Source organism: Moorena sp. SIO1G6 (assembly GCF_010672795.1).
Classification (GTDB): Bacteria; Cyanobacteriota; Cyanobacteriia; order Cyanobacteriales; family Coleofasciculaceae; genus Moorena; species Moorena producens.
Window position 1 is genome coordinate 268,369 of record NZ_JAAHFZ010000001.1, and the last position, 23,861, is coordinate 292,229.

General features: G+C 43.7%; 22 protein-coding genes, 1 other RNA gene and 1 pseudogene. 12 read left to right on the plus strand and 12 right to left on the minus strand.

Annotation, left to right across the window (positions count from 1 at the left end):
* Positions 1 to 3: 3 nt before the first annotated feature.
* Together F6K63_RS01205 and F6K63_RS01210 are read left to right on the plus strand one after the other, a co-directional pair.
* Complete coding sequence (locus F6K63_RS01205; protein ID WP_287310438.1) at positions 4 to 930, plus strand: hypothetical protein; 927 nt, start codon at positions 4 to 6, stop codon at positions 928 to 930.
* Positions 931 to 1,306: 376 nt separating this feature from the next.
* Positions 1,307 to 2,116: a GMC oxidoreductase gene (locus F6K63_RS01210; RefSeq protein ID WP_287310440.1), complete on the plus strand. Its 810-nt coding sequence runs from the start codon at positions 1,307 to 1,309 to the stop codon at positions 2,114 to 2,116.
* 321 nt (positions 2,117 to 2,437) lie between these two features.
* On the opposite strand, the gene F6K63_RS01215 is transcribed toward F6K63_RS01210, so the two are convergent.
* Positions 2,438 to 2,593, minus strand: coding sequence for a hypothetical protein (locus F6K63_RS01215; RefSeq protein ID WP_158026483.1), 156 nt, complete (start codon positions 2,591 to 2,593; stop codon positions 2,438 to 2,440).
* 36 nt (positions 2,594 to 2,629) lie between these two features.
* Positions 2,630 to 4,315 (minus strand): EF-hand domain-containing protein, encoded by a 1,686-nt coding sequence (locus F6K63_RS01220; protein WP_287310442.1) that lies wholly within the window; start codon positions 4,313 to 4,315, stop codon positions 2,630 to 2,632.
* 618 nt (positions 4,316 to 4,933) lie between these two features.
* Here F6K63_RS01220 and F6K63_RS01225 point away from each other — a divergent pair.
* Positions 4,934 to 5,974: an amino acid ABC transporter substrate-binding protein gene (locus F6K63_RS01225; protein ID WP_287267882.1), complete on the plus strand. Its 1,041-nt coding sequence runs from the start codon at positions 4,934 to 4,936 to the stop codon at positions 5,972 to 5,974.
* Between the two features lie 16 nt (positions 5,975 to 5,990).
* Here F6K63_RS01225 and F6K63_RS01230 read toward each other — a convergent pair whose 3' ends face one another.
* A complete protein-coding gene (locus F6K63_RS01230; protein ID WP_287310444.1) occupies positions 5,991 to 6,185 on the minus strand; it encodes a hypothetical protein in 195 nt (64 codons plus the stop codon).
* A 436-nt stretch (positions 6,186 to 6,621) separates the two neighbouring features.
* On the opposite strand from F6K63_RS01230, the gene F6K63_RS01235 reads away from it, so the two are divergent.
* From F6K63_RS01235 to F6K63_RS01245, 3 genes are all read left to right on the plus strand, one after another.
* Positions 6,622 to 7,794 carry an amino acid ABC transporter permease gene (locus F6K63_RS01235; RefSeq protein ID WP_071104663.1) on the plus strand — a complete coding sequence of 391 codons (1,173 nt, stop codon included), beginning with the start codon at positions 6,622 to 6,624 and terminating at the stop codon, positions 7,792 to 7,794.
* Between the two features lie 29 nt (positions 7,795 to 7,823).
* Entirely contained in the window at positions 7,824 to 9,041 is a 1,218-nt protein-coding gene (locus tag F6K63_RS01240; RefSeq protein ID WP_008186454.1) for an amino acid ABC transporter permease, read from the plus strand.
* A 510-nt stretch (positions 9,042 to 9,551) separates the two neighbouring features.
* Positions 9,552 to 10,343, plus strand: coding sequence for an amino acid ABC transporter ATP-binding protein (locus F6K63_RS01245; protein WP_287267878.1), 792 nt, complete (start codon positions 9,552 to 9,554; stop codon positions 10,341 to 10,343).
* A 115-nt stretch (positions 10,344 to 10,458) separates the two neighbouring features.
* Here the strand turns inward: F6K63_RS01245 and ribD are convergent, their stop codons facing one another.
* The 3 genes and pseudogenes from ribD to tnpA form a co-directional block, all read right to left on the minus strand.
* On the minus strand, positions 10,459 to 11,577 hold the full coding sequence (gene ribD, locus F6K63_RS01250) for a bifunctional diaminohydroxyphosphoribosylaminopyrimidine deaminase/5-amino-6-(5-phosphoribosylamino)uracil reductase RibD (RefSeq protein WP_008186450.1): 1,119 nt from the start codon (positions 11,575 to 11,577) through the stop codon (positions 10,459 to 10,461).
* A gap of 144 nt (positions 11,578 to 11,721) precedes the next feature.
* Positions 11,722 to 13,773, minus strand: coding sequence for a protein kinase domain-containing protein (locus F6K63_RS01255; protein ID WP_287310446.1), 2,052 nt, complete (start codon positions 13,771 to 13,773; stop codon positions 11,722 to 11,724).
* A 205-nt stretch (positions 13,774 to 13,978) separates the two neighbouring features.
* Positions 13,979 to 14,227: pseudogene (gene tnpA / locus F6K63_RS01260) on the minus strand (IS200/IS605 family transposase); the annotation flags it as partial.
* A 495-nt stretch (positions 14,228 to 14,722) separates the two neighbouring features.
* Here tnpA and F6K63_RS01270 point away from each other — a divergent pair.
* Both F6K63_RS01270 and F6K63_RS01275 read left to right on the plus strand, forming a co-directional pair.
* A complete protein-coding gene (locus F6K63_RS01270) occupies positions 14,723 to 15,562 on the plus strand; it encodes an HAD family hydrolase (RefSeq protein WP_008186444.1) in 840 nt (279 codons plus the stop codon).
* Between the two features lie 169 nt (positions 15,563 to 15,731).
* The gene (locus F6K63_RS01275; protein WP_287310448.1) at positions 15,732 to 15,887 is read left to right on the plus strand and encodes a hypothetical protein; all 156 of its coding nucleotides are present in this window, start codon (positions 15,732 to 15,734) and stop codon (positions 15,885 to 15,887) included.
* 4 nt (positions 15,888 to 15,891) lie between these two features.
* Here F6K63_RS01275 and mreD read toward each other — a convergent pair whose 3' ends face one another.
* The 3 genes from mreD to F6K63_RS01290 form a co-directional block, all read right to left on the minus strand.
* Positions 15,892 to 16,437, minus strand: coding sequence for a rod shape-determining protein MreD (gene mreD, locus F6K63_RS01280; protein ID WP_008186442.1), 546 nt, complete (start codon positions 16,435 to 16,437; stop codon positions 15,892 to 15,894).
* A gap of 38 nt (positions 16,438 to 16,475) precedes the next feature.
* The gene (gene mreC, locus F6K63_RS01285) at positions 16,476 to 17,216 is read right to left on the minus strand and encodes a rod shape-determining protein MreC (protein ID WP_044493822.1); all 741 of its coding nucleotides are present in this window, start codon (positions 17,214 to 17,216) and stop codon (positions 16,476 to 16,478) included.
* Positions 17,217 to 17,340: 124 nt separating this feature from the next.
* On the minus strand, positions 17,341 to 18,348 hold the full coding sequence (locus tag F6K63_RS01290) for a rod shape-determining protein (RefSeq protein WP_008186438.1): 1,008 nt from the start codon (positions 18,346 to 18,348) through the stop codon (positions 17,341 to 17,343).
* Between the two features lie 378 nt (positions 18,349 to 18,726).
* Between F6K63_RS01290 and F6K63_RS01295 the strand changes: the two genes are divergently transcribed.
* Positions 18,727 to 19,092, plus strand: coding sequence for a single-stranded DNA-binding protein (locus F6K63_RS01295; protein ID WP_075900051.1), 366 nt, complete (start codon positions 18,727 to 18,729; stop codon positions 19,090 to 19,092).
* Between the two features lie 299 nt (positions 19,093 to 19,391).
* Here the strand turns inward: F6K63_RS01295 and ssrS are convergent.
* A non-coding RNA gene (ssrS, locus tag F6K63_RS01300) (6S RNA) lies at positions 19,392 to 19,574 on the minus strand.
* Positions 19,575 to 19,701: 127 nt separating this feature from the next.
* Here ssrS and F6K63_RS01305 point away from each other — a divergent pair.
* Complete coding sequence (locus F6K63_RS01305; RefSeq protein WP_008186432.1) at positions 19,702 to 20,205, plus strand: CRR6 family NdhI maturation factor; 504 nt, start codon at positions 19,702 to 19,704, stop codon at positions 20,203 to 20,205.
* 251 nt (positions 20,206 to 20,456) lie between these two features.
* Here F6K63_RS01305 and F6K63_RS01310 read toward each other — a convergent pair whose 3' ends face one another.
* Positions 20,457 to 21,419, minus strand: coding sequence for a glycosyltransferase family 9 protein (locus F6K63_RS01310; RefSeq protein WP_008186430.1), 963 nt, complete (start codon positions 21,417 to 21,419; stop codon positions 20,457 to 20,459).
* 127 nt (positions 21,420 to 21,546) lie between these two features.
* Here F6K63_RS01310 and ispD point away from each other — a divergent pair, with 127 nt between their 5' ends.
* The gene (gene ispD / locus F6K63_RS01315; protein ID WP_287310450.1) at positions 21,547 to 22,251 is read left to right on the plus strand and encodes a 2-C-methyl-D-erythritol 4-phosphate cytidylyltransferase; all 705 of its coding nucleotides are present in this window, start codon (positions 21,547 to 21,549) and stop codon (positions 22,249 to 22,251) included.
* Positions 22,252 to 22,328: 77 nt separating this feature from the next.
* Positions 22,329 to 22,988, plus strand: coding sequence for a deoxyribonuclease V (gene nfi, locus F6K63_RS01320; RefSeq protein ID WP_287310451.1), 660 nt, complete (start codon positions 22,329 to 22,331; stop codon positions 22,986 to 22,988).
* A gap of 460 nt (positions 22,989 to 23,448) precedes the next feature.
* Here nfi and F6K63_RS01325 read toward each other — a convergent pair whose 3' ends face one another.
* Complete coding sequence (locus F6K63_RS01325; protein ID WP_287310453.1) at positions 23,449 to 23,802, minus strand: hypothetical protein; 354 nt, start codon at positions 23,800 to 23,802, stop codon at positions 23,449 to 23,451.
* Positions 23,803 to 23,861: the final 59 nt, after the last annotated feature.

A 23,861-nucleotide genomic window follows, 5' to 3' on the forward strand; every position in this document is an offset into this window, starting at 1 on the left:
TTGATGACTGTATTATCATCACCCAATTTTAATTATGGGTATTCCACGCCGGGTCAACAGGAACTTAATAGTCAAGACATCATGAACCATGTCTTTTTTCTCTCCCCCAGTGAATGGAAAAAGACGCGAGAAGAAAAACAATTTGACTATATCGTTATTGGCAGTGGCTTTTGTGCTCTTGGCTTTATTGAGAGAGTTCTAAAAAAAGATGATAATGCTAGAATTCTGCTCATCGAACGCGGGTCATTTTTCCTGCCAGAACACGTTCAAAACTTACCGAACTCCTACCAAAAACTGTTACTCAAGCAGGCGTTAAAAACCTTTCCCTGGACTTTATCATCTAAGACCCTTAATCTTAATAAATATATTAAATGGCAGCATGGGATAATCCCCTTTTTCGGAGGTGCTTCCACCCTATGGAGTGCCTGGTGTCCTGAACCGACAACAGAGGAAATGAACGGTTGGCCTCAAGCAACGATTAAGGCAGCGCAAGACTATTTCAAGACGGCGAAAATGTTGCTGAATGTGGTTGGAGCCAATCACGAAGAAACCGGAAATATCTTTGACCACTGGCAAAATCAACTAACTGAGAGATTGAAGCAGAATCTTCAGGATATTAAGTCAGCCACCCGCGTCGAACATGCTCAGATTGCGGTCGGCACTCCAACGATTACATCCACTGACGTGGAAAAGTTTTCCACACCAGGGCCACTTCTGGATCAGGTAATAAAATGCCAGGAAGAAGCCAAAAAACGTCAGATTGATTCCCGACTGAGTATTGTCACCGAATGTATAGTGACACGGATCTGGCAACAGGAAAACCAAGCAACAGCATTGGAAACAACCCGTGGGGTGGTCAATGTTGGCGATATTGACACTCCCCGTCCTTTAAGGACGGGGATTCTTACTTCAACGAGCTGTCTTGCTTGATCAGGTCGGAACCAGAAAAAGTAGAGGGCAATTCTCCATAAGCGTTTAAATCAAAGATTTAGGTTTCGGTGTGCCCCACCGTACCTTTTTTTATATAGATAGATACTTTTTTTATCTAATTTTTTTTCATAGACGTTTAAGTCGTTAGACCAAATTACGCAATATGTATCTGATACATATTTTTTACGTTGTCTACTTATCATTAGATAGTATTTATCTATTTTTTTTTGTTTATAATTTTATAATAACAAGCAGTGATAAAACTGTCAAGTTTTAACTTAAAAAGAAAGCCGTCCTATAAGGACGGGGCTTTAAACCCAAAATTTTTGGTAAAGTTATTTTAGCCATGGGGAGTATACCATCAACAACCCTGGTTTTGAATTCTTTTCCACAAGCAAAAAATGCGGGTAAGCGGTTTACCGCCCACTTTATCAGTGCCATTGTTGCCCGTATTCCCCGAGAGGACTTTCTGGAAATCTTTGACTGGGAAGAAAGCATTAAAGATGATTTAAGGAAAAAAAATCTGGAGTTGGCAGCTATCTACTTGGCTGGCGTCGATCAGGAAACTCAGGGACAATATCACATTCAACTCTCAGCTATATCCGACCCTGACCCAACTAATAAGACTCACATTGATACAGCGGCTCGTAATATGCCGGATGTGGTAGCCACCGCCTCACCCCAACAACTTGAGACATCCACGGATTACATCGTGTTTGTCTGTGCGGTTCTGGGTGAACTATTCGATAACCCTGGTAACGGGTTACAAAAAAATGATGGGGATGATCCCACAACCAATGTTACCCTGCAAGTGTTAGAAACGGACAAAGACTTATCCCTGTGGGATACTATGGACAAAGCCACTTTTGAGGTTATTGAGCAGGGTTTGTCCCCAAAAGGAAAAGACCGAGTAGAATATTGGCACGGTGATCCGGATACGGGACAATGGAAGCGCGAACGCCACAAAACTCGTGTTCCCGGATTGGTACACGAAGCCTCAACCATGTGGATTGGGGATGATGAAGAGGCTGTTGTCGGATTAGATTATCGGCTCAAGGGTGTAGAGAACGTCTATATCACCGGAGCTTCACTTTGGCCCACTGGCGGTTCTTGGAACCCAACCTTGACCATGGTTGCCCTTGCCCAACATCTAGCCGATAACGTGACATACTCCCACACTGAATGAAAGATTACAGTGTGGGCTTCTTACCAACTCCAGCCATTGCTTAGGATACTCGATAAGCTTTATTAACGACACGGGATGCCCCTCCGCGCCGGAACAATACAATAAGTTCTATTTTTTAGGAACGTAGGTGGCGGTTAGCTCTTAATTTGTCTTCCCTACTATGCTCATTATAGCTCAAAAGTCCATTATAGATCAAAACAAAATATCAAAGTTCCGCCTCCGCCATTCATCCCACGCCGACCTTTGGTGCGGACGTGGGGCATAAGCGCGGATCAAGCTCAGACATAGGGGATGGGAACAGGGGTAATGCCCTGAAAGGCACTACCCACCCCGTAAACTAGCCAGGTCTTGCATCGTTCCCATGATGGGCAAGGGATGCCGATCAGAGGTTTTCTGTGAATTCAATAAACTAGATAACAGCTCATGGAGCCGCAAAGATTGAGGTTTGTTTTGAAAACTTTCATCAGCTTTAGACATGGTCTATTCTAGCTTTTTTGCAACACCTTTTTTTCATTACATTGCTAACGATGCCAGCTCATCCATCGACACCATACCATCTTTATCGACATCCAACACCTCAAACATCAGGGTGATTAATCCTTTCTGGGTGCGGCCTGTCCGTTCTGCCAATGCTGCCCGTAGTTCTGCGGGGGAAATATAGCCATCCTGATTTTGATCGAGAAAGGCAAAGGCATTTTTGACACCCTGTTTCAGCTCTTCTCTGGTGATTTCCCCATCGCCATCAGCGTCCCATTGCTCATAATCAACCAAAACTCTCCAGGCATCTTTCATACAGCTTTCCACGATCAGGTTTTGGCCGGGTAGACATTGCTCCAAAGGCGGAGCACCTCCATTTGCGTTGACATAATCTACCAACGGTTTGATTTGATCGAGCCCCCTCAACAAGAATTGGACAATACTGAGGTTGTAAATCTTTTGAGGGTCAAATGGAGCGTGGTTAATGCTGACAATTTTTAGACTCGGGTAGTCTTCAATTACTACATCAAGATCGGCATGGAGAAAATTGGATGCTTCCCGATCGGGCGTGCCGCGAGTTTCGGCGATCGCATCTTGTAAGATGTACCCTGGCACCTTAATCAAGGCCATTTCGGTATCCAATGGCATCTCTTCCAACAAATCCCTATATGTGAACGATTCTCCCTTCTCATAGTCTCGCTTACCCCGAAAGGATCCTCCCTGGATCATAACTAGATCGACATTTTTAAAGCTTTTCTTGATATAAGAACATAGGGTTGAGGCCACTTTTTCGGGTTGGAATCGCATCCGTTTAGAGGACATGGGTTCTTTTACCTCAAAAATTTCCACATCCATCAGCGAACCTAGAAAATTCTGGGTACTTTCTACAAACTTTTGGACCTTGGTATCGGCATCAAAATGGCTGGCTGGCAACAGATGAACAGCACTATGCCACTGCTCGGAAGCATCCCACCACACATCAACAACCACCACATTAGTAGCATCAGCACCAGCCTTAACAATCAGGCTCCGCTCAATTTTCTCAATATAAATCTCATGCTCGTGCCCCCCAACAATTACAGGAACCTTACCACTAAGTTGGTCATCTTGCTGGATCCCCGTGGCTAGTTCCCGATCTTCGGCAATGGTCTGATGGGTCAACGGAATCAGCATGGTTGCGTCATTGGAACACTTAGACCAGGTTTCCTTTAAAGCATCGAAGATGGGTTGAATGGTTAGGTTCGCCCCGGGTCGGAAAGTATTGATCTTACTAGTGCAAAATCCAGCAAAGGCAACTCTATGAGAACCTACCTCAACAATTTCATATTTCGGAAGTGGCTGACCACTGGCATCCACAATTGGCAAGTCCAAGATGTTGCTATTTAAGCATTTTCCTTCGTAGGTTTTAAAACGCTCACCGAGGACATCCAGGCTGACATCGAATTCATGGTTGCCAAAGCAAATATAATCAATGTTGACTACCTTGAGCACGTCCAGCATGGCTTTACCGCCATCAAGTGAGGTAATCAAACAAGGAGAGAGAAAGTCTCCGCTGAGGCAGGCAATCACCACCGCATCTTCCGATGTTTCCTTCAGGGATTGAATCACTGTTTCCACGTAGGGATAATTCTTGATGTCGTAAACATCATTGATTGAAATTATTCTGAGATAGTTGCCCACCGCCTCTCGGGGTTTCGGCAGATACAATCGAGGAGTTGTCATGAGGGTAAGTAATTTTTAGGTTTCAGTAATTTTATCTAGAAAAATGATAAACAAAGAGATCAGCAAAAATTATAATTAAAATCTTAAGAATGACACTGATGCCAGTGACGGCGTTGCTGAATACACAGATGCATCGGGAGCAGGCACCGGAACATCTAAAGACTTGAGGTTTGGTCGTGATTTAGGACTACCTGTAGTCTATAAATACTTATTTCTTTAACGTGCCTGTCCTGCTTATTACCACCTTAGTTTTTTTTCAAAAAAACTTAAAAAGAATTACAATTAAGAGTTTGTAACTACAATAACTAAAGTTCCCTGGTCTGAAGTTCCCGACAACTGCGGCGAAGTCTACTTTACTTACCCATTAGCAGCCGATCCATAGGATAGCAATCCGTGTAGGAATTGTGATAATTTTTGATTTGATCGGAAGTTCCCTACTCCCTACTCCCTACTCCCTACTCCCTACTCCCTGTTACCTTTGCTAGATAACTAATCTAGCTGCATAAGTAATCTAACCAACTTGATCTAAAATGCAAGCAAGCTTAAGCAGCGGAAGCTCATGTCAGCTGATCGCGTGAGGCCGTTGTATATCTAAAAAACAAGACCAAGAAAAAACTTATGCCTAAATGGAGTTCTCTGGTACTAGCCACTCTAGTATTAGTTGCACCCTTAACAGCCTGTGAAGGAGGTGGGACAAGCGCTAAACAAAGCCGCTTAGATATAGTCAAGAGCCGTGGCAAGCTGATTTGTGGTGTTGACGGTGGCATTCCCGGATTTAGCTTTGTGGATGGGAGCGGTAACTACTCCGGGCTAGATGTGGATGTCTGTAAAGCAGTTGCTGCTGCTTTGTTTGATGACCCAAAAGCAGTAGAGTACCGTAACCTTGACTCCACGGAGCGATTTCCCGCCGTCCGGAATGGTGAAGTGGATATGCTCTCGCGCAATACCACTTGGACTCTTAGCCGAGATAGCTCTACCAATAACTTAGAATTTGCCCCTACTACCTTTTATGATGGTCAGGGCATGATGGTGCGCAAAAACAGTGGGATTAAGACACTCAAAGATTTTAAAGGAAAATCCGTCTGTGTGGAAACTGGAACCACTACTGAGTTGAATTTAACCGACAAGATGCGGGAAGCAGGTGTCGAATTTGAGCCAGTGGTATTTCAGAAAGCAGACCCTGCCTATACTGCCTATAACGAAGAACGTTGTGACGGCATGACTTCTGATAAATCCCAACTATTGGCCAAACGTAGCACTCTGCCTAAGCCTGATGATCATGTACTTCTAGATGTTACCATGTCCAAGGAACCCTTGGGACCAGTGACTATTAATAATGACTCCGCTTGGTTTGATGTAGTTAAGTGGGTTACCTTCGCCTTGATTGAAGCCGAAGAGTTAGGGATTACTAAGGCGAATGTGGCACAAATGAGTAACAGTCCTAACCCGACTGTCAAACGCTTCGTAGGTGTTGAAGGTGAATTAGGCAAAGGTCTCGGTTTAGAAAACGATTTTGCAGCGCGAGTGATTAAGCACGTGGGTAACTACGGCGAAGTCTATGACCGTAACTTGGGTAAAAATTCTCAGTTCAAACTCAATCGGGGTCTGAATGACCTCTGGACTCGTGGGGGTATTTTGTATTCTCCACCCTTCCGTTAAGGGATTGTTAACTGTTTCAGGTTGAAGGTTGAAGGTTGGTTGGTTGAAGGTTGGTTGGTTGAAGGTTAGTTGGTTGTTCGCGTAGCGTGGCCAATAGGCCAAGGTTGATTGGTTGTTCGCGTAGCGTGGCCAATAGGCCAAGGTTGATTGGTTGTTCGCGTAGCGTGGCCAATAGGCCAAGGTTGATTGGTTGTTCGCGTAGCGTGGCCAATAGGCCAAGGTTGCAGGTTGAATGTTGAAAGTTGGCTGTTAACAGTAAACCTAAAACCTAAGAGGATCTTTGAGAAGTACCAAATGTTTGGCATGAGCCACGATTATCCCCGAAATCTGGGAGACTTTGAGCCAAATTAACCCCAAAGGGGGGCTAGGGAGCGGTTTCGAGTAGCATCCAACACTTTGAAAACTGCCTCTAAAACCTAAAATCTGTAACCTAAAACCTAAAACCTTTAACCAACCTACAACCTCCAACCTTCAACCAACCTGCAACCTTCAACCAACCTCCAACATTCAACCAACCTCCAACATTAAACCAACCTCCAACATTAAACCAACCTCCAACATTCAACCAACCAACCTTCAACCTTCAACCAACCAACCTTCAACCTTCAACCAAGCAACCTGTAACCTTCAACCTAAACAACTAACCAATGACAAGCAATATAGGTCAAAAGCCTCCTTTGTGGCGGGATGACCGATTTTGGCGCATTGCCATACAAGTCCTATTTGTGCTGGTGGTGATTGCGGTCGTGGCATGGCTAGGCACCAACTTAAGCCGAAATATTCAGCAACAAGCGATTAAATTGGGGTTTGATTTTCTCCAAGATCAAGCCAAATTTGGTATTGGCGATACTCCCATTCCCTACAAAGCCACTGACCCCTATAGCTATGCTTTATTGATCGGACTGGCCAATTCATTGCGGGTGATGGTGTTTGGGATTATCCTGACAACTATTGTTGGTATTACCGCCGGGATAGCTAGTTTTTCTGACAATTGGCTAGTGAGTAAGCTGAGTCTGGTGTATGTGGAAGTGGTGCGCAATACACCACTGCTGCTGCAATTGCTATTTTGGTACTTTGGGGTTTTCTTCCAACTGCCAAAACTGTCGGAAAAAATTCAGTTACCTGGGTCGATATTTTTGAGCAAGCGGGGAATTTATATTCCTTGGCCCCCCTTCACCACCCAGCTGTTTCTGTGGTTGGTGGTTTTGCTAGTCGGTGCGATCGCAGCAGTTTTCATCTGGCAGTGGCGCACTAAAGTGATGGTAGAACAAGCACAATCCGGTCAGCCCCAGTTAATTGCTTTAATTGCGATCGCAATTGCTGCTGTCTTAATTATCATCATCGGTTTTGGTTGGCAAAGACCGCAAGAAGTTATCGACACAGGTAATATTGAAGGCGGACTCCGGCTAACTATTGAGTTCTGTGCCTTACTAGCTGGTCTAGTCTTTTACACAGGTGCGTTTATCGCGGAAATTGTCCGAGCTGGAATAGAGTCAGTACAGAAGGGACAGTGGGAAGCAGCAAGATCTTTGGGACTGAAGTCAGGCTTAGCTATGCGGTTAGTTATTTTTCCCCAAGCCTTGCGGGTAATTATCCCTTCCCTAAACAGCCAGTATATGAACCTAGCCAAAAACTCTAGTTTAGCATCTGCTATTGGCTATCCAGATATCTACTCTATTGCTCAAACCACCTTCAACCAAGCGGGTCATGAAATCGAAATAATCGTGGTGATCATACCCCTGACCTATCTAACCATTAACCTGATCATTTCTTTCGTAATGAACCTATTGAATCGGACAGTTCAATTGCAGGAAAGATAATTGGTTAACTGTTGACTTATAACTAGATAATGACTACTGTTAATTCTCAACCTCCTGAACTAGCACCACCCCCTGAACTACAGGTTAATCCAGTTACCTGGATAAAGAAAAATTTATTTAGTACTTGGTATAATAGCATACTAACGGTTACTGTTTTCGGTTTTCTATTCGTAACCGTAAAAGGCTTGATAACATGGGCAACGACTGAAGCCCAGTGGGATGTTATTAAGCTTAACTTCCGTCTATTTTTTGTAGGAACCTATCCCGCCACAGAAAACTGGCGTCCATGGTTGATTCTGGGGATTATTGTATTCCTCTCCGGGATAACTTGGGGAGTTTTAGCAAGAAATGTTCCTACTCTATTTAGTCGCAATGTGTTAATAGCTCTTGTGATCAGTGGTGCTATCTTAGTGCTATTTCCAGTAGCAATTCCCTATCGCTTATTGCTCTTAGGAATAGTAGTGTTACTGGTAGCTAGTGCTTGGGGAGCACAACAGGTTGCTAAGACTCAACCGAAATTGGGGAATTGGTTACCTTTAGCTTGGTTTATTGCTTTATTAATCTTCCTGTGGCTTCTGGGAGGAGGACTCGGACTAAAACAGGTATCCACTAATCAATGGAGTGGTTTACTGCTGAATGTCTTAGCCGCAGTCGTCAGTATTTTAATCTGTTTTCCCCTAGGTGTATTACTAGCCTTAGGACGACAAAGTACCTTACCAGTTGTGCGCGGCTTCTCTATCCTTTACATTGAACTAATCCGAGGACTACCTCTGATTGCGATTTTGTTCATGGGACAAGTAATTATCCCACTATTTCTACCACAAGGAATGCGACCAGACCGGGTGTTAAGGGCAATAATCGGTCTGACTTTATTTAGTGCTGCTTACTTAGCAGAGAATGTACGAGGAGGACTGCAATCTATACCTACAGGTCAAATCGAAGCTGCCAAAGCATTGGGTTTAAATACTCCCCTATCCGTAGGGCTGATTGTGTTACCTCAGGCACTCAAAGCTGTTATTCCTGCTATTGTCGGTCAGTTTATTAGTCTGTTTCAAGACACAACTCTCCTATTTGTTGTAGGTCTAGTGGAGTTGCTTGGTATCGGTGATTCTATCTTTGCCCAAGCCAAATTTGAAACCCCCTATCAAGAAGTATATTTATTCGACGGAGTCCTATTCTGGTTATTTTGTTACGCCATGTCCACAGCCAGCCGACGTCTGGAAAAACAATTGAATGTAGACCATTGAATCTAGATTATAGCAATTCTCATAGCTATGAGGTACACAATTTATGGATTTTAGGGAACAGGGAACAGGGAACAGGGAATAGGGAATAGGTAATAGGGAATAGGGAATAGCCCTGGGGTGCATGAAGACAGGGAATCAACGTCAAAGAAGAAAATACCTCATAACTGCGATAAACGCTATATAACCTTAAACCTGTAACTTTCAACCTGTAACTTTCAACCTGTAACTTTCAACCTGTAACCTTCAACCTGCAACTTTCAACCTGCAACTTTCAACCTGTAACCTTCAACCTCTAACCTTCAACCTCTAACCTTCAACCTCTAACCTTCAACCTCTAACTTTCAACCTGTAACTTTCAACCTGTAACCTTCAACCTCTAACTTTCAACCTCTAACCTTCAACCTCTAACCTTCAACCTCTAACCTTCAACCTCTAACCTTCAACCTCTAACTTTCAACCTGTAACCTTTAACCTGTAAGCCAATCCAACGTTACTAAAGGGAAAAGAATCATGACCAATCAACAACCGATCACTTCTCCTCAAGACCCAGGGAATGCCGGAGATACCGAATCCATGATCATCGCTCAAGATGTTCATAAGTGGTACGCCAGCAACCAATTTCATGTTCTGCGTGGTGTCAGTCTAGAAGTCAAGAAAAAAGAAGTAGTGGTGATCATGGGGCCTAGTGGGTCTGGTAAATCCACCTTTATTCGGACATTTAATGCTCTAGAAGACTATCAAAAAGGAAAAATTATTATTGATAACATTGAACTATCCCATGACTTGCGAAACATTGATACTATTCGCAAGGAAGTGGGGATGGTGTTCCAACAATTTAACTTATTTCCTCACCTCACTGTGCTGCAAAATGTTACCCTTGCTCCGATTTGGGTGCGGCGCTGGAAAAAGGCAAAAGCTGAAGAAATTGCCATGCAGCTGTTAGAGAAAGTCGGTATTCTCGAACAAGCTAAGAAGTATCCCGGTCAACTGTCAGGGGGACAACAGCAACGGGTAGCTATTGCCCGTGCTTTGGCAATGCAGCCTAAAATCATGTTATTTGATGAGCCTACCTCAGCTCTAGACCCGGAGATGGTGCGAGAGGTACTCGATACCATGCGATCGCTTGCTGATTCTGGGATGACTATGGTTTGCGTTACCCACGAAGTAGGTTTTGCTAGAGAAGTCGCAGACCGAGTGGTCCTAATGGCTGATGGGAAGTTGGTGGAAGAAAGTACACCCCAGGAATTTTTCAACAATCCTCAACATGAACGTACTAAGCAGTTTTTATCTCAAATTTTATAGATATATTTTTTATAAATATAGCCTTGCGCCCAGCACTAAATAGCCTTGAATAAGGTAAAGTAAATTTTCTTACCCCGACTCCCGACTCCCGACTCCCGACTCCCGACTCTACTCCCTACTCCCTATTAGGTATATAACCTTCGACAACATAATCCGATCCTAGCTGACGCCAACTGACTCGTTCTAAGGTTAGAGCATCAGTCATGAGTGTCAAGCCCAAATCTCCTACCGGTGAGGGACCACCGTGACCACCGATGATTTTTGGAGCAATAAAGGCTAAGATTTTTTGGACTGCACCATCTGCGATCGCATTTGCAGCTAAGATACCACCACATTCCCATAACACCCTCGAAAGCTGCCTGTCATATAAATATGCCATTACTCGAGAAGGAGTCAGGGGATTCAATACCACCACCTCTACACCCTGGTTGACCAGATGTTGATATAAATCTCCCTCAGTTCCGACCTCTGTAAACACCAACGTAGGCACATCATCCGTTTGCCAAACACGAGCATCTCTCGGTAAGTCGAGGGTGCGACTCATGATCACCCGTAGGGGATTCGGTGCGTTTGGATTGTGACTAGTCAAATTGGGGTTATCCTGACGCACCGTATTACCGCCCACAATCACTGCATCGCAAGCTGATCGTAGTTGATGCACCCAACTGCGGGACTTTTCCCCTGTAATCCATTTGCTGTGACCACTAGTAGCAGCAATTTTGCCATCTAAGGTCATGGCATACTTGAGAATTCCCAATGGACGCTGGTAAAGAATGCGATGAATAAAGCCTTCATTGAGCTGACGGCAAGCACTCTCTTCCACACCTACCACCACTTCAATCCCAGCCGCCCTTAACCGTTCAATACCTTTTCCAGATACCCGTGGATCAGGATCCACCATCCCGACCACTACTTTAGCGACTCCAGCCTTAATTAACGCTTCTGTACAAGGAGGGGTTCTACCATAGTGATTGCAGGGTTCCAGATTAACGTAAACTGTTGCGCCCTGGGCATTTTCCCCAGCCTCTGAGAGGGCAAACACTTCCGCGTGGGGTTGACCAGCAGCGGGATGAAACCCTTCCCCGACAATTTCCCCATTCCGGACAATTACACAACCCACTAAAGGGTTGGGTGTAGTACGTCCCAGGGCTTGCCGTGCTAGTTGGATGCACCGCTGTATCATGGCTTGCGCCAAAGGAGTTTCAGGAAAAGATGTCACAGGAGAGTTATCCATTGGTCTGTTACTATTCGTCTGTTACTATTGAAATGTTATTTGTAATCATTAATTACATTCATCAGCATTTAACTAACTTTACCTCTAAACATCAGCAAATCGAAATTGCTAACCAATAGCTCACGAACACTAATTACTTACAAACTAATTACTTAACTGTGGCACCTGCCAGAGTTTGATTATCTTTTTACCACCACTAGTAGCAATTGTCTGGCAATCAGGACTAATCGCAAAATATTCAATTGGATTTGGAAAACCATTTAGGGTATAGATTAGTTTTTCATTAGCAAAATCCCACACTTTTATGGTTTTATCTGCACTTCCACTGAACAACTTCTTACACTTAGCACCGATAGCTAATTCTTCCACATAATTGGTATGATCATTTAGACTGTTGACTTCTTCCCCAGTATCTAGATTCCAGACTTTGATAGTATTGTCAGCACTAGCACTAAACAATCGTTGTCCATCCGGACTTATGGCTAGAGAATTCACAAAGCTCTCATGACCTTTGAGAGTGTCGAGCTCTTCCCCAGTGTTGATATCCCAAATTTTAATCGTTTTATCGGCACTAGCACTAAATAGTTGTTGCTCATTCTGACTAATTAATAAAAAGTTAATTGAACTTTTATGACCTTGGATAGTGCGGATTTCTTGTCCCGTGTTGATATCCCAAATCTTAATGGTCTTGTCGGCACTAGCACTAAATAATTGTTGTCCATCCGGACTAAACGCTAAATGATTAATATAACTTTTATGACCTTGGATAGTGCGGATTTCTTGTCCCGTGTTGATATCCCAAATCTTAATGGTCTTATCGGCACTAGCACTAAATAATTGTTGTCCATCCGGACTAATAGCTAGATAATTAACATAGCTATTATGACCTTCGAGAGTGTGGATTGCTTCTCCCGTGTTAAGATCCCAAATCTTAATATTTTTATCGGCACTAGCACTAACTAATTGTTGTCCATCCGGACTAATTACTAGATAATTAACCCAACTTGAATGACCAGTGAAAGTTTTAGTGTCAACTACAGATAATTCTTGAGCAGATATTTCTTGATATTTTCTCAGGGAAGCATTATAGGATTTATACAATAGCCAACCACCAGCACCAAATAATCCAACCACCAGAGCCAATATCCCTCCTAACCACCATCTTCTTCTTGGGGGTTTTACAAATTCCGTTTCTATAGAAATATTGGGTTGAGATTTAGTTTTAAAGCTTTGGTTGGTTGTACTCCCTTCTATATTAGTATTAGCCTTTGAAATACTAATCAAAGAGTAAATATTAGCTAGATCATTTAAAATTTGCTGAGTCTTCTGAGGTCGAGCTGCTGCGGTTGGTGCCATCAAACTATCAATAAAGTCTGCTAGCTGCTCAGATATTTGAGGAGCATGATCACGCCAATGAAATTGATCATTTAACGGATCATAAACACTCTGATCTGTGACTGATTTGCCAGTCAGTAAATAAACAAAGGTTCGCCCCAGAGCATAAAAATCGGACTGTGGGACTGCATAGCCTTTTTCTTGCTCTGGGGGAGTATAGCCATGGGAACTAATCTTGGTAACACTGCCTCCACCACCAATTTCCGCTAGGTAGGTATAGGTCAACTCTCTAGCAGTGCCAAAGTCAATCAATACCAATTGCCCATTGGCACGGAGCATGATGTTTTCTGGCTTGATATCGCGATGGAAATAGTTTTCTTGGTGAACAAGATGCAAAATCTCTACTATCTGCTTTAACCATTTAAGGGCTTGCGGTTCTAAAATCGGGTGATTGCCCTGTTGCCTCATCCACTGCTTCAAGTTAAGTCCATCAATTTTCTCCATGATGATGCAATGCAGGGGCTCCTTACTATGTCTAGGAAAAAACTGAAAGTAGCCCTCTGGATCGATTTGAGGGATACCGGGATGAGTCAGCTGGCTCAATACAGCTGCCTCTTGGCGAAATAGTTCAATAATTTTGGATTTCGAGTTGTGCTCCGGCTTAAGGACTTTTAGAATTTTTGGTACTGCCCCGTTGTAAGCTTCGTAAACCTTACCAAAGCCACTTTGGTCACTCAACAGGCGCATCACCCGATAGCGACCTTGTAATAACAAATCTGAGCCACAATGGCGACAAACCAGATTCGTCATGTTCCCTGGGTCATCTGGCTGAAGACACAGGGGATTGATACAGTAGCTCATGCCTAGCTACAAAAAGATAGTGGTCTTATCCCAATATTAGGATGGGGGTCTTGAATTAATCTACTCAAAGCAATATTTTCGCTCATTACGCCCCTAGTAGCTCAACAGCAGGAGTGAACAGATCAATATATAGGTTTTTATAGAGTCAGCTAGCAAGCAAAACTACCCACATTCATGGGGGAGATGTAGCCAGCGGTAGGAGCTTTTAAGCTCCGTGATGCTCTCTGTGATTCTCAATATAACGCCTAACTGTTTCAGAGCTGACGTTACCGGCAGTACTGACAAAATAACTTCGAGTCCAAAGGGAAGGGAGTCTAAGCAGGATTGGAAACTCTTGTCTGAGATATCTTGATGACCTTCCCTTAACTCGATTTACTACGTCTTTGGCAGATAGGCAAGGGTAGGCATTAACAAACAGATGAACGTGGTCAGGCTGGATTTCAAGGCTGATTAACTTGCAGTCGAGGTCTGTACAAGACATCTCAGGGCTGGCTAGTTAACAGTGACGCTAACGGAGCCGCAAACATAATCACAAAGGTAGCCACAAGGTTAGGCATCGACCTAACTAGAGTGGGTAGGGCTGTTTTGACTCAGCCGAGACGAATACAACTGTATGCTTCCACAACCTCAGTATAAAGGTCTGAAGAATCCCCCATCTTTCAAGTGGGGGAGAAGTCAAATGCTAGTACAAAGTGGCGGTCATGGAATGCAATTGTTGCCTAATTTTGCCTAAGTGCTGCTCCAGTTCCTTAGGAAAAAAGTTACCTTTATTTATTTAACTATTTATAGTTGCAATTAAACTATCAACCGTCAACCGTCAACATCCTTTCCCGACAGACTACAATATCGTATCAATTCAATGTCCCCTCAAGCAGGTGGCAATCTACACTAAAACTGGTACATTGTAAAGAAGTATGTCAAAAAGCCCAGCCCAGCCAAGAACTAATCTATGAACTGTGTTGCTGCCCCAGACAGGCAATTATCCCGATTTTCCCTGCCTCAAAATACAGTCCCCTACTTGCAACAACTGACCATATTCTGTGATTTTGACGGTCCCATTGTTGATGTTTCCAATCGCTACTACAGCACGTACCAGCTAGCACTAACCGATACTCAAGGGTTCTACCAAGCTCAAGGTATAACCTTACCAATCCAGACCATGAGTAAACAGCAGTTCTGGCACATGAAGCAAGAACGCATCCCTGACGAGGAAATTGCCATGCGCTCAGGGTTACGAGGAGAGCAAATCGATTTCTTCTTGGGGCGTGTGATCAAGATTGTGAATGAATCTGCCTTATTGAACAAAGATCAGCTGCAACCAAACCTAAACTGGGCCTTAGCTTTGCTGCATTCTTATGGCATCCGACTCGTTCTGGTGACATTGCGTTCCACATCTCAGGTCAAACAGATATTGAGCAATTACGGTTTAACTCGTCTTTTTAGCAGCATTTATGGCACAACAGAAAACCACCATGCTTATCAAAACTATGCTCAGGTTAAACAGGAACTTCTCCAACAAGCCCTCTGTGACCATAGTACTTCATCCTACACGGAACAATCTCTGTTAGCTGAACCATCGGTATCTGCTTGGATGATTGGTGATACAGAAGCCGATATTCTCGCAGGACAAGCCCTCTCAATTCCCACCATAGCTCTTACCTGTGGCATTCGTTCTGAATCATATCTCAAGCGGTTTGAACCTACTCATATCTGTAGCGACCTACTTTGTGCCACCTCTTATCTATTAGAACTCTCTAGAGCTGTTGGCTCTACCGAACTTGCTATGTAAAAGCGATGCAGTGGCTCTACGGGCGTTTCCCGCACTCGCGCTTTGCATCAAGACACTGTTAGGAAATAATTAGTATAATCCTGATTGAGCGGGAGTTTTAGTTTTTGATAGAATAATTTTTTATAAATCAACCGCTCAATGATAATTAGTGAGCAATAAGCGCGGTTTTATGCATACTAGGTTCGGTAGAGCCATAACCTTCAACCTTCAACCTTCAACCTTCAACCTTCAACCTTCAACCTTCAACCTTCAACCTTCAACCTTCAACCTTCAACCTTCAACCTTCAACCTTCAACCTTCAACCTTCAACCTTCAACCTTCATAAAGCATTAGGATTGCTCCATTGAATTGCACCACTGCCACCACCGATTGAGTGGATAGTAGACGACTGGTGCCCAAAGACTACTGAGAATTGCAGAACAGATGGCAATACGCTGATGGTCTGTCCAGATTTGTGCTAATTGGCGAGAGCCTTGAAAACTATGCTGAATAGCGGTCACTGTTTCCCCAACAATCGCCATGCCAAACACAATTAAAGCTACTGAAATAAAATCTTCCTGAATATACCGCTGCTTTTGAATTAGAGCAGTCAAGATCCCAACGATGGCAAGGCTATAGACATGGGTAGGCTCAGGGAATGTCATACCATCTTGTACTAATCCCAATACCAACCCTGCGAATGCTCCTTGAAACGCTGTGCGTTTAATGCTCCAGGCAACAACCCAAATCAACAGCCAGTTGGGAGCGATTCCCAGTAATTCCATTCCCGGTAAACGTGTCAGTAATAAGATTGAGCAGAGGATAACTGAACTAACTGTCACTGCCCAATTGATTGTTCGACGAACCCAAATAGAAAACTCAGACGTGTTGGTCATTGGTGATTAGTCATTGTTGATTAGTCATGGGTCATGGGTCATGGGTCATTTGGATCAATAATCACCCACTCCAGATAACTCATCGGGGCTGTCAACTCAATAATCGCCTCTGGGGCTGGACTTTTGTCAAGAATAACAGACTCTACACGTCCTAGGGGTAAACCAGCTGGGAAAAGCTGGCTGACAGTGGAGGTAGCCACAGCATCACCAGGACGGACGTTTGGCACTTTATCAAAAAACTGCATTATTGCCCGATTAGTTCCTTGTCCACGCAAAAAACCCATGCTACGGCTACGGCTGATCACGGCACCTACCTTACTAGTGGGGTCACTGATCAGCAAGGCACGACTGGTGTGGGGTGTCACGGTAACGACTCTACCCACTACACCGCCAGGTGCCATAACAACGAAGCCCTTTTTGATCCCAGCTTCACTCCCTCTTCCCAGAATGATTTCTTGCCACCAGCTGTCAGCGCTACGTCCCACAACAGGCGCAACAATTCTTAGTTTCTTCGGGGTTTTTTTATAACCTAACAGCTCTTTTAGCTTCTGGTTTTGGGTTTTGAGTTCCTCTACCTGCTGTTGTAGTTCCAGTGTCCGCGCATTAGAGAGGCTTTCTTCTTTAGCAGGTAGCGATTGAAAAGGGCGGGTTATCAATTGATAGATTTCAAAAATTGTTGCACCCTGAGTTCTTCTAAGTAACCAAGCAGCAATTAGGGTAAGACTCCCCAGCATAATTGCTACTCCATGTCTCCCCCACCAGCGACGCAGCATGTACATAGCCTATCCATAAAATAGTCAGATTTTGGCTAATCAGTGAGTTTTTACACTAGCCACACTCAATCTACACTCTTAAGATATTGAATAAAAATACTCTTTAAGGTTGATGTTTAATAGCTGACAATTACATATTACGGGAACGTCCACTAAACACCCGCTCTAACTGTTTGTAGTTCTCTAAGACTCGACCAGTTCCCAAAACAACACAGCTGAGGGGATCAGCGGCCACATGGGTTACAATGCCGCTTTCATGACTAATCAGTGTATCTAATCCTTTCAATAAAGCACCACCACCCGCCAGCATAATACCTCTATCAATAATATCAGCTGCCAGCTCGGGGGGAGTCCGTTCTAGAGTGCGCTTAACAGCATCAACAATAACAGAAAGGGGTTCTGCCATACTTTCACGAATCTCTGGTCGTTTGATCGTAACAGTTCGTGGCAAGCCAGACAGCAAGTGTAATCCTCGCACTTCCATGGCAGCTTCATTATCGTCAGGTGTTGGATAGGCTGAGCCAATGCGGATTTTGATGTCTTCTGCTGTCCGTTCCCCAATTACTAGGTTATGGACTTTTTTCATATACTGAGTAATTGCTTCACTCAGTTCATCTCCCGCAACACGCACTGATTCGCTTAGAACTGTTCCCTGCAAACTTAGAACTGCTACCTCAGTGGTGCCTCCACCGATATCAATAATCATGTTACCTGTTGGTTCTGCTACAGGTAATCCAGCACCAATGGCTGCTGCTACTGGTTCATCAATTAACCTAACTTCTCTAGCACCAGCCTGTAATGCGGCTTCCATGACGGCTCGTCGTTCCACACCTGTGACACCGCTAGGGATACCAATCACAATCCGAGGTGAAACTAGGGCTTTGCCTTCGTTTACCCGCTGGATGAAGTGCTTCAGCATCAGTTCAGCGGTATCGAAATCAGCAATCACACCATCCCGTAAAGGACGTACGGCAACTACATTACCTGGGGTTCTGCCCAACATCTTTTTTGCCTCTTCGCCTACGGCTAGGGGAACCTTTTCGTCTTGATCAATGGCAACCACAGAAGGCTCTTGAAGAACAATGCCTTTACCAGATACATAGACTAAGGTGTTAGCTGTACCCAGGTCTATACCCATGTCCCGTGACAGGGAAAAGTGATTCAAAATACTCACTAGTTTCTACGCCTCACAAAATGCTGTGTACAACCGAAATTGCACCGGAACTGTAACTGAGGTGGATTCTATTATGTTTTTTCCAGTTAGTCTAGTACGCTAGTACACTAGGTCATTATGATTCTCCGGATACTATTTGGAAGAAATTTCTGCGAATACACCCAGCTGCAAATACATAACGGTTTCATCGGCTCAAGTTAAGCTCCAGTTAACTAGAATATTGTTGATGACTGACTTGCTTCGGTGACTTAAAATAAGTCTTAAAATAAGTTAGTAATTGTTATACACCAGCTGAATCTGTTATTGTAGAGCCATAATCAGTACAAAAGTACCAATATAACTATGAGTCTCAATGTTGTCCATTTAGTCGGTCGTGCAGGTACAGACCCAGATGTTAAGTATTTTGAGTCTGGGGGTGTATTGTGTAAACTGGCCTTGGCAGTGAGACGACGGACACGCAATAGTGATCAGCCTGACTGGTTCAACTTAGAGATTTGGGGGAAGACGGCGGAAGTAGCTGCTAATTATGTGCGTAAAGGTAGCTTAATTGGTGTAAAAGGGTCTTTGAAAATTGACACTTGGAGCGATCGCACCACCGGAGCTGATCGCTCACAACCTGTGATCCGAGTAGAGCGCCTTGATTTACTTGGCTCTAAGCGTGATACTGATCCGAGCGCTGTAAGTAGCTATGATAACACCGAATTTTGAATAGTTTTGATTTATACTCAAACCTCATAACTAGTCTAGCTATTAGCTTTCGAGGAAACTAATAGCTAGACTAGTATAGGTCTGGATTTATACCCTAAGTTCCCTGAGTAAAAACTAAAATACTTAGGGCTAAGAAACTTAGCTCTAAAACATTTAGGTCTACTGCTTACCTAATGCTATGAACTAGATCTATTGCTTTTCAGCCAATTCCTGTGTTTAGGTGATTACTTACCAGTTGCCGAGCACTAGTTGCCGAACACTAGTCAAACATCCTTCAGACGATGATTGTCTGATCCTACAGGTTCACCAAGAAGCCGTCTTACCTCAGTTTATGACCTGGCTAACCAGGTGGGCACTGTCGAATATCGCTTGAAGTTTCTGGGTATTTTCCCAGTCTACTGCCGCAAATCCGATTAGTTCCCTTATATATATGAGCATAGATCAAAAAACACTATTGGCAGTCACCAACTTCCCAGTAAAACCTGCTGACTCTATTGTAGTAGCTGCTCAAAATATCTGCAACATCTAGGTGTTTGACCACATAAATGCCTAGCAGGAGAAAATAGTGTAATAAGACTTTACTGATTTTGTTGACATTGGAACTATTGCGTGACTACAATCATTTCCTTAAATACTAACCATTTCCAAACCTTAGACTTGTCTCCAGCTCAGACAGTGGTTGAAGGGTGGCTGCAAGACGGTGCGATCGCAAACTATGAGCAGCAGCTAGGCTTTAAGATTGATTTTGATTGCGATCCTGAGGATCCACGAGAATTCTCAGAGATCCCAGAGGTGCGGTTATGGTTTGTGCGCTTGGATGCTACCTATCCCTGGTTACCTTTTCTACTAGATTGGAAATCTGGGGAATTCGTCCGCTATACTGCTATGCTAGTGCCCCACCAATTTAATCGTACAGAAGGCATCCAGTACAACTCTGAAGCCTTAGAAATTTTCGTGATGCAGAAGATCTTTGTACTTAGTCAATGGTTAAAGCAGTGGGGTATACAAAGCCAATCCCGCCTCAAGTCGATGGCTCAGTTACTTGGCTATGAACTAGATGATACTTTGTTTGATCTGATCGAAATCTCAGGGGGTGATATCAAGTCCGGTTGAATACCCATCATAAAGAAGATTGATGGGGAGATGGGGAGATGGAGCCGGGGCTGATAAGTACAAGAAACGCTATAGTTGGAGAAGAGATACGATGAATGGGCAGTTTATGCCTGTGCAAAGTATAAGTCCACATCGGGTTGATTATCATCTCAATCAACCCCTATAGCTTCAGCTTTCCATCCTCCCTCAACAGAGTTTGGGGATAACAGAAAAGCGCCTTTATTACTTTCTCAACAAATACTGGGAGCCTATTAGCTACCCCAAATTTGCTCTAATACAGTTTCCGGTTTGATATCGGCAATCCGACCGGTAGCTGATTGAATACCGTATACCCCCTCCTTGGCAGGTAGTAGTTTTTTGGCCTGTGTCGGACCAAACAAGGCAATGGTAGGAGTACCAACAGCTACAGCTAGATGCATCGGTGCACTATCGGTACACAGCATCAAATTAGCACCAGCAATCATGGCTGCCAATTTTCCAATATCTTCTGGAGCAGTAACAATGATGTCACGATGGTACTCGATCATAGCCTGGCACCATTCTGCATCCTCTGGCCCTTTTAGCAAGACAATGGGCAGATCTGGTTGTTTTTGGCGAATGTCCTCAACAATCTTCTGCCATTGCTCAACTGGGTAGATTTTATCAATTCCTTGGGACAGAGCGAGTTGACTAGAACCGCCATGAATAAGAATGTAGCCAATTTCTGGAATCTCTAGCTGTTGCTGTTGAGCTTCTGCCCATTCAATATCTGATTTGGGAACTCTAACCGCGAGTTCTTGACAAGGAACGTTAATACCGAAACCTAGTAGTAAGTCGTGGTACATATGGGCAGCATACTGCTCAGTTTTTAGGGGCACAGGGTTGGTAAAAAACAAATCCCTTGAACCAGCTTGGTAACCAATTCGACGCACAATACCAGTCATCCAGAGCAACAGCCCAACTGACCACCGACGTCCCAGGGTCATCGCAGCATCGTACTCGCGATCGCGGATCACTCCCAACAAGTTACCAAAATCTGCGAGACCATTGCGGTCTTTAAAATCAAAGGTTAGAACTTCATCGACTGACTGACAAACCCGATAAGCCCCCTTGGCTCGCGGTTCCACAATAACGTCAATCTCAGCTTTGGGATAATACTGTTTTAGTTGTGAGAGGGTGGGAAAGAACAGGATTTGGTCGCCAATTCCACCAGGAACAAGGGCTAGTATTCTCATCTCAAATTACTTGAGCTTACGGATCAGTTTAATTTTAACTTGACGCTTGAACGACTAATTCTGAATTATATCCAGGGCATATTATCCTAAGCTCAGCCATGAAGCAGCAGCTAAGAGGTAGAATATCGTGCATTTATTAATTCCAGCAGCCGGAATGGGACGACGGATGGGGAGCGATCGCAATAAGCTTCTTTTAATACTTCTAGGTAAACCAATACTGGCTTGGACACTGCTAGCAGCAGAGAAAGCCAGTAGTATTAGCTGGATTGGGATCATGGGACAACCCTATGACTGGCCAGAGTTTAAAGCAATTCTAGCTGAACTTGCCCTATCTAAACCTGTGGAGTTGATTGAGGGGGGTGAAACGCGGCAAGAATCTGTCTATAATGGCTTGCAGGCTTTACCAGCAGAAGCCAAAAGGGTGTTGATTCACGATGGTGCTAGATGCTTAGCTAGCCCTGAGTTACTGGCACGGTGTGCCCAAGTCTTAATGGGTTGTCCCGGTCTAATTTCCGCTGTGCCAGTCAAGGATACGATTAAAGTGGTGGATGAAGCCAATCTTGTTCAAGATACACCGGATCGGAAGGGATTGTGGGCAGCACAGACACCCCAGGGATTTGAGGTGAAGTTGTTGAAACAGTGCCATGACCAAGGACGTGAGGCTGGCTGGGAAGTTACGGATGATGCCGCTTTGTTTGAACGGTGCAGCTTGCCAGTAAAGATTGTGGAAGGGGAGGAGACGAATTTGAAGGTAACTACCCCAGTTGATTTAGCGATCGCAGAATTTATCTTGCGCCAACGTTTTGAACTCAGTGGAACCGAATCTAGTTAATTAATTAACCATGATTAATCATAGTTTATGTTGCCCAAGGGAATGGAAAATTTCCACATACCAATAATGAAATTACTATGGAGATCCAACAACGCCACCCTTGGCCAGTCAATAGTGAAGAAGCCAAAGCAATTCAACAACAACTACAACCTGAAGTAATTTCTGAAGATCAGTTGGGGGAAGTGCAATATGTTGCTGGTGTGGATGTAGGTTTTGAGGAGGATGGCGCTATATCACAGGCAGCAGTAGCAGTTTTAAGCTTTCCCGACTTGCAGCTGAGGGAAAATGCGATCGCACGCAGACCCACTACCTTTCCCTATGTACCAGGCTTCCTATCATTTCGAGAAGTCCCTGTAGTACTGGATGCTTTGGAAAAAATTAGCATTATCCCTGACTTAATTTTGTGTGATGGTCAGGGCATTGCCCATCCTCGTCGCTTTGGTCTTGCCTGCCATCTGGGGGTACTGACAGATATTCCTACCATTGGTGTGGCTAAGTCGCGATTCATTGGTGATCATGAACAGTTGCCCGAAAACAAAGGTAATTGGCAACCGCTGAGGGATGATGGAGAAATCATTGGAGCCGTTGTGCGTACTCGGACTAGAGTTAAGCCAGTCTATGTTTCCATTGGTCATCGCATCAGCTTACCCACAGCAATTGATTATGTATTGCGCTGCACATCTAGGTATCGATTACCAGAAACAACTCGCTGGGCTGATCAACTAGCATCAAAGTGAAGTTAGAATTTAGAATTTAGAATTTAGAATTTAGAAGTTAGAATTTAGAATTTAGAATTTAGAATTTAGAATTTAGAATTTAGAATTTAGAATTTAGAATTTAGAATTTAGAATTTCCCATCCTACATTCTGCCTTCTGCCTTCTGCCTTCTGCCTTCTGCCTTCTGCCTTCTGCCTTCTGCCTTCTGCCTTCTGCCTTCTGCCTTCTTCATTCTGCCTTCTGCCTTCTGCCTTCTTCATTCTGCCTTCTTCATTCTACATTCTACATTCTACATTCTTCATTCTACATTCTACATTCTTCATTCTTCATTCTTCATTCTTCATTCTTCATTCTTCATTCTTCATTCTTCATTCTGCCTTCTACATTCTTCATTCTTCATTCTTCATTCTTCATTCTACATTCTACATTCTACATTCTACATTCTTAATTCTTAATTCTTAATTCTTCATTCTTAATTCTTCATTCTTTTGGTAATATCTCTTCTTCTAATCGATTAACCCGTTCCTTGAGTTCTATTACTAAGGTAGCGAGACGCTTAAACATGGGGTGATCAGCGTCTACCCTGCTATAGCTATCAGTTGGTGATGGTACCTGGTGTTGACTGGGTCGATTACTATCAGGAACTGACTGGCTGACCTGACGTAACTTAGTGTCTAACTGATTGAGTTTAAATCTCAAGTTAATTATCTCAGATTCAAGAGAAGAAATCCGCGATTCTACAACAGTCATAGAAGCTGTGGCTGGTGGAATAAACTGTGAGATAAAAATTCCTAAGATTAAGCCAAAAGCGAGTATTACGATTGTTCGTTTCAAAGTAGTACAACCCCATTAGTTATCTTACTACCCATTATGAGATACTCTTAAACCGTCAT

Coding starts and splice junctions, on each gene's coding strand:
- F6K63_RS01205 (WP_287310438.1), top strand. CDS start 4: ATGACTGTATTATCATCACCCAATTTTAATTATGGGTATTCCACGCCG.
- F6K63_RS01215 (WP_158026483.1), bottom strand. CDS start 2,593: ATGTCTAAAGCTGATGAAAGTTTTCAAAACAAACCTCAATCTTTGCGG.
- F6K63_RS01220 (WP_287310442.1), bottom strand. CDS start 4,315: ATGACAACTCCTCGATTGTATCTGCCGAAACCCCGAGAGGCGGTGGGC.
- F6K63_RS01225 (WP_287267882.1), top strand. CDS start 4,934: ATGCCTAAATGGAGTTCTCTGGTACTAGCCACTCTAGTATTAGTTGCA.
- F6K63_RS01235 (WP_071104663.1), top strand. CDS start 6,622: ATGACAAGCAATATAGGTCAAAAGCCTCCTTTGTGGCGGGATGACCGA.
- F6K63_RS01240 (WP_008186454.1), top strand. CDS start 7,824: ATGACTACTGTTAATTCTCAACCTCCTGAACTAGCACCACCCCCTGAA.
- F6K63_RS01245 (WP_287267878.1), top strand. CDS start 9,552: ATGACCAATCAACAACCGATCACTTCTCCTCAAGACCCAGGGAATGCC.
- ribD (WP_008186450.1), bottom strand. CDS start 11,577: ATGGATAACTCTCCTGTGACATCTTTTCCTGAAACTCCTTTGGCGCAA.
- F6K63_RS01255 (WP_287310446.1), bottom strand. CDS start 13,773: ATGAGCTACTGTATCAATCCCCTGTGTCTTCAGCCAGATGACCCAGGG.
- F6K63_RS01270 (WP_008186444.1), top strand. CDS start 14,723: ATGAACTGTGTTGCTGCCCCAGACAGGCAATTATCCCGATTTTCCCTG.
- F6K63_RS01275 (WP_287310448.1), top strand. CDS start 15,732: ATGCATACTAGGTTCGGTAGAGCCATAACCTTCAACCTTCAACCTTCA.
- mreD (WP_008186442.1), bottom strand. CDS start 16,437: ATGACCAACACGTCTGAGTTTTCTATTTGGGTTCGTCGAACAATCAAT.
- mreC (WP_044493822.1), bottom strand. CDS start 17,216: ATGTACATGCTGCGTCGCTGGTGGGGGAGACATGGAGTAGCAATTATG.
- F6K63_RS01290 (WP_008186438.1), bottom strand. CDS start 18,348: ATGGGTATAGACCTGGGTACAGCTAACACCTTAGTCTATGTATCTGGT.
- F6K63_RS01295 (WP_075900051.1), top strand. CDS start 18,727: ATGAGTCTCAATGTTGTCCATTTAGTCGGTCGTGCAGGTACAGACCCA.
- F6K63_RS01310 (WP_008186430.1), bottom strand. CDS start 21,419: ATGAGAATACTAGCCCTTGTTCCTGGTGGAATTGGCGACCAAATCCTG.
- nfi (WP_287310451.1), top strand. CDS start 22,329: ATGGAGATCCAACAACGCCACCCTTGGCCAGTCAATAGTGAAGAAGCC.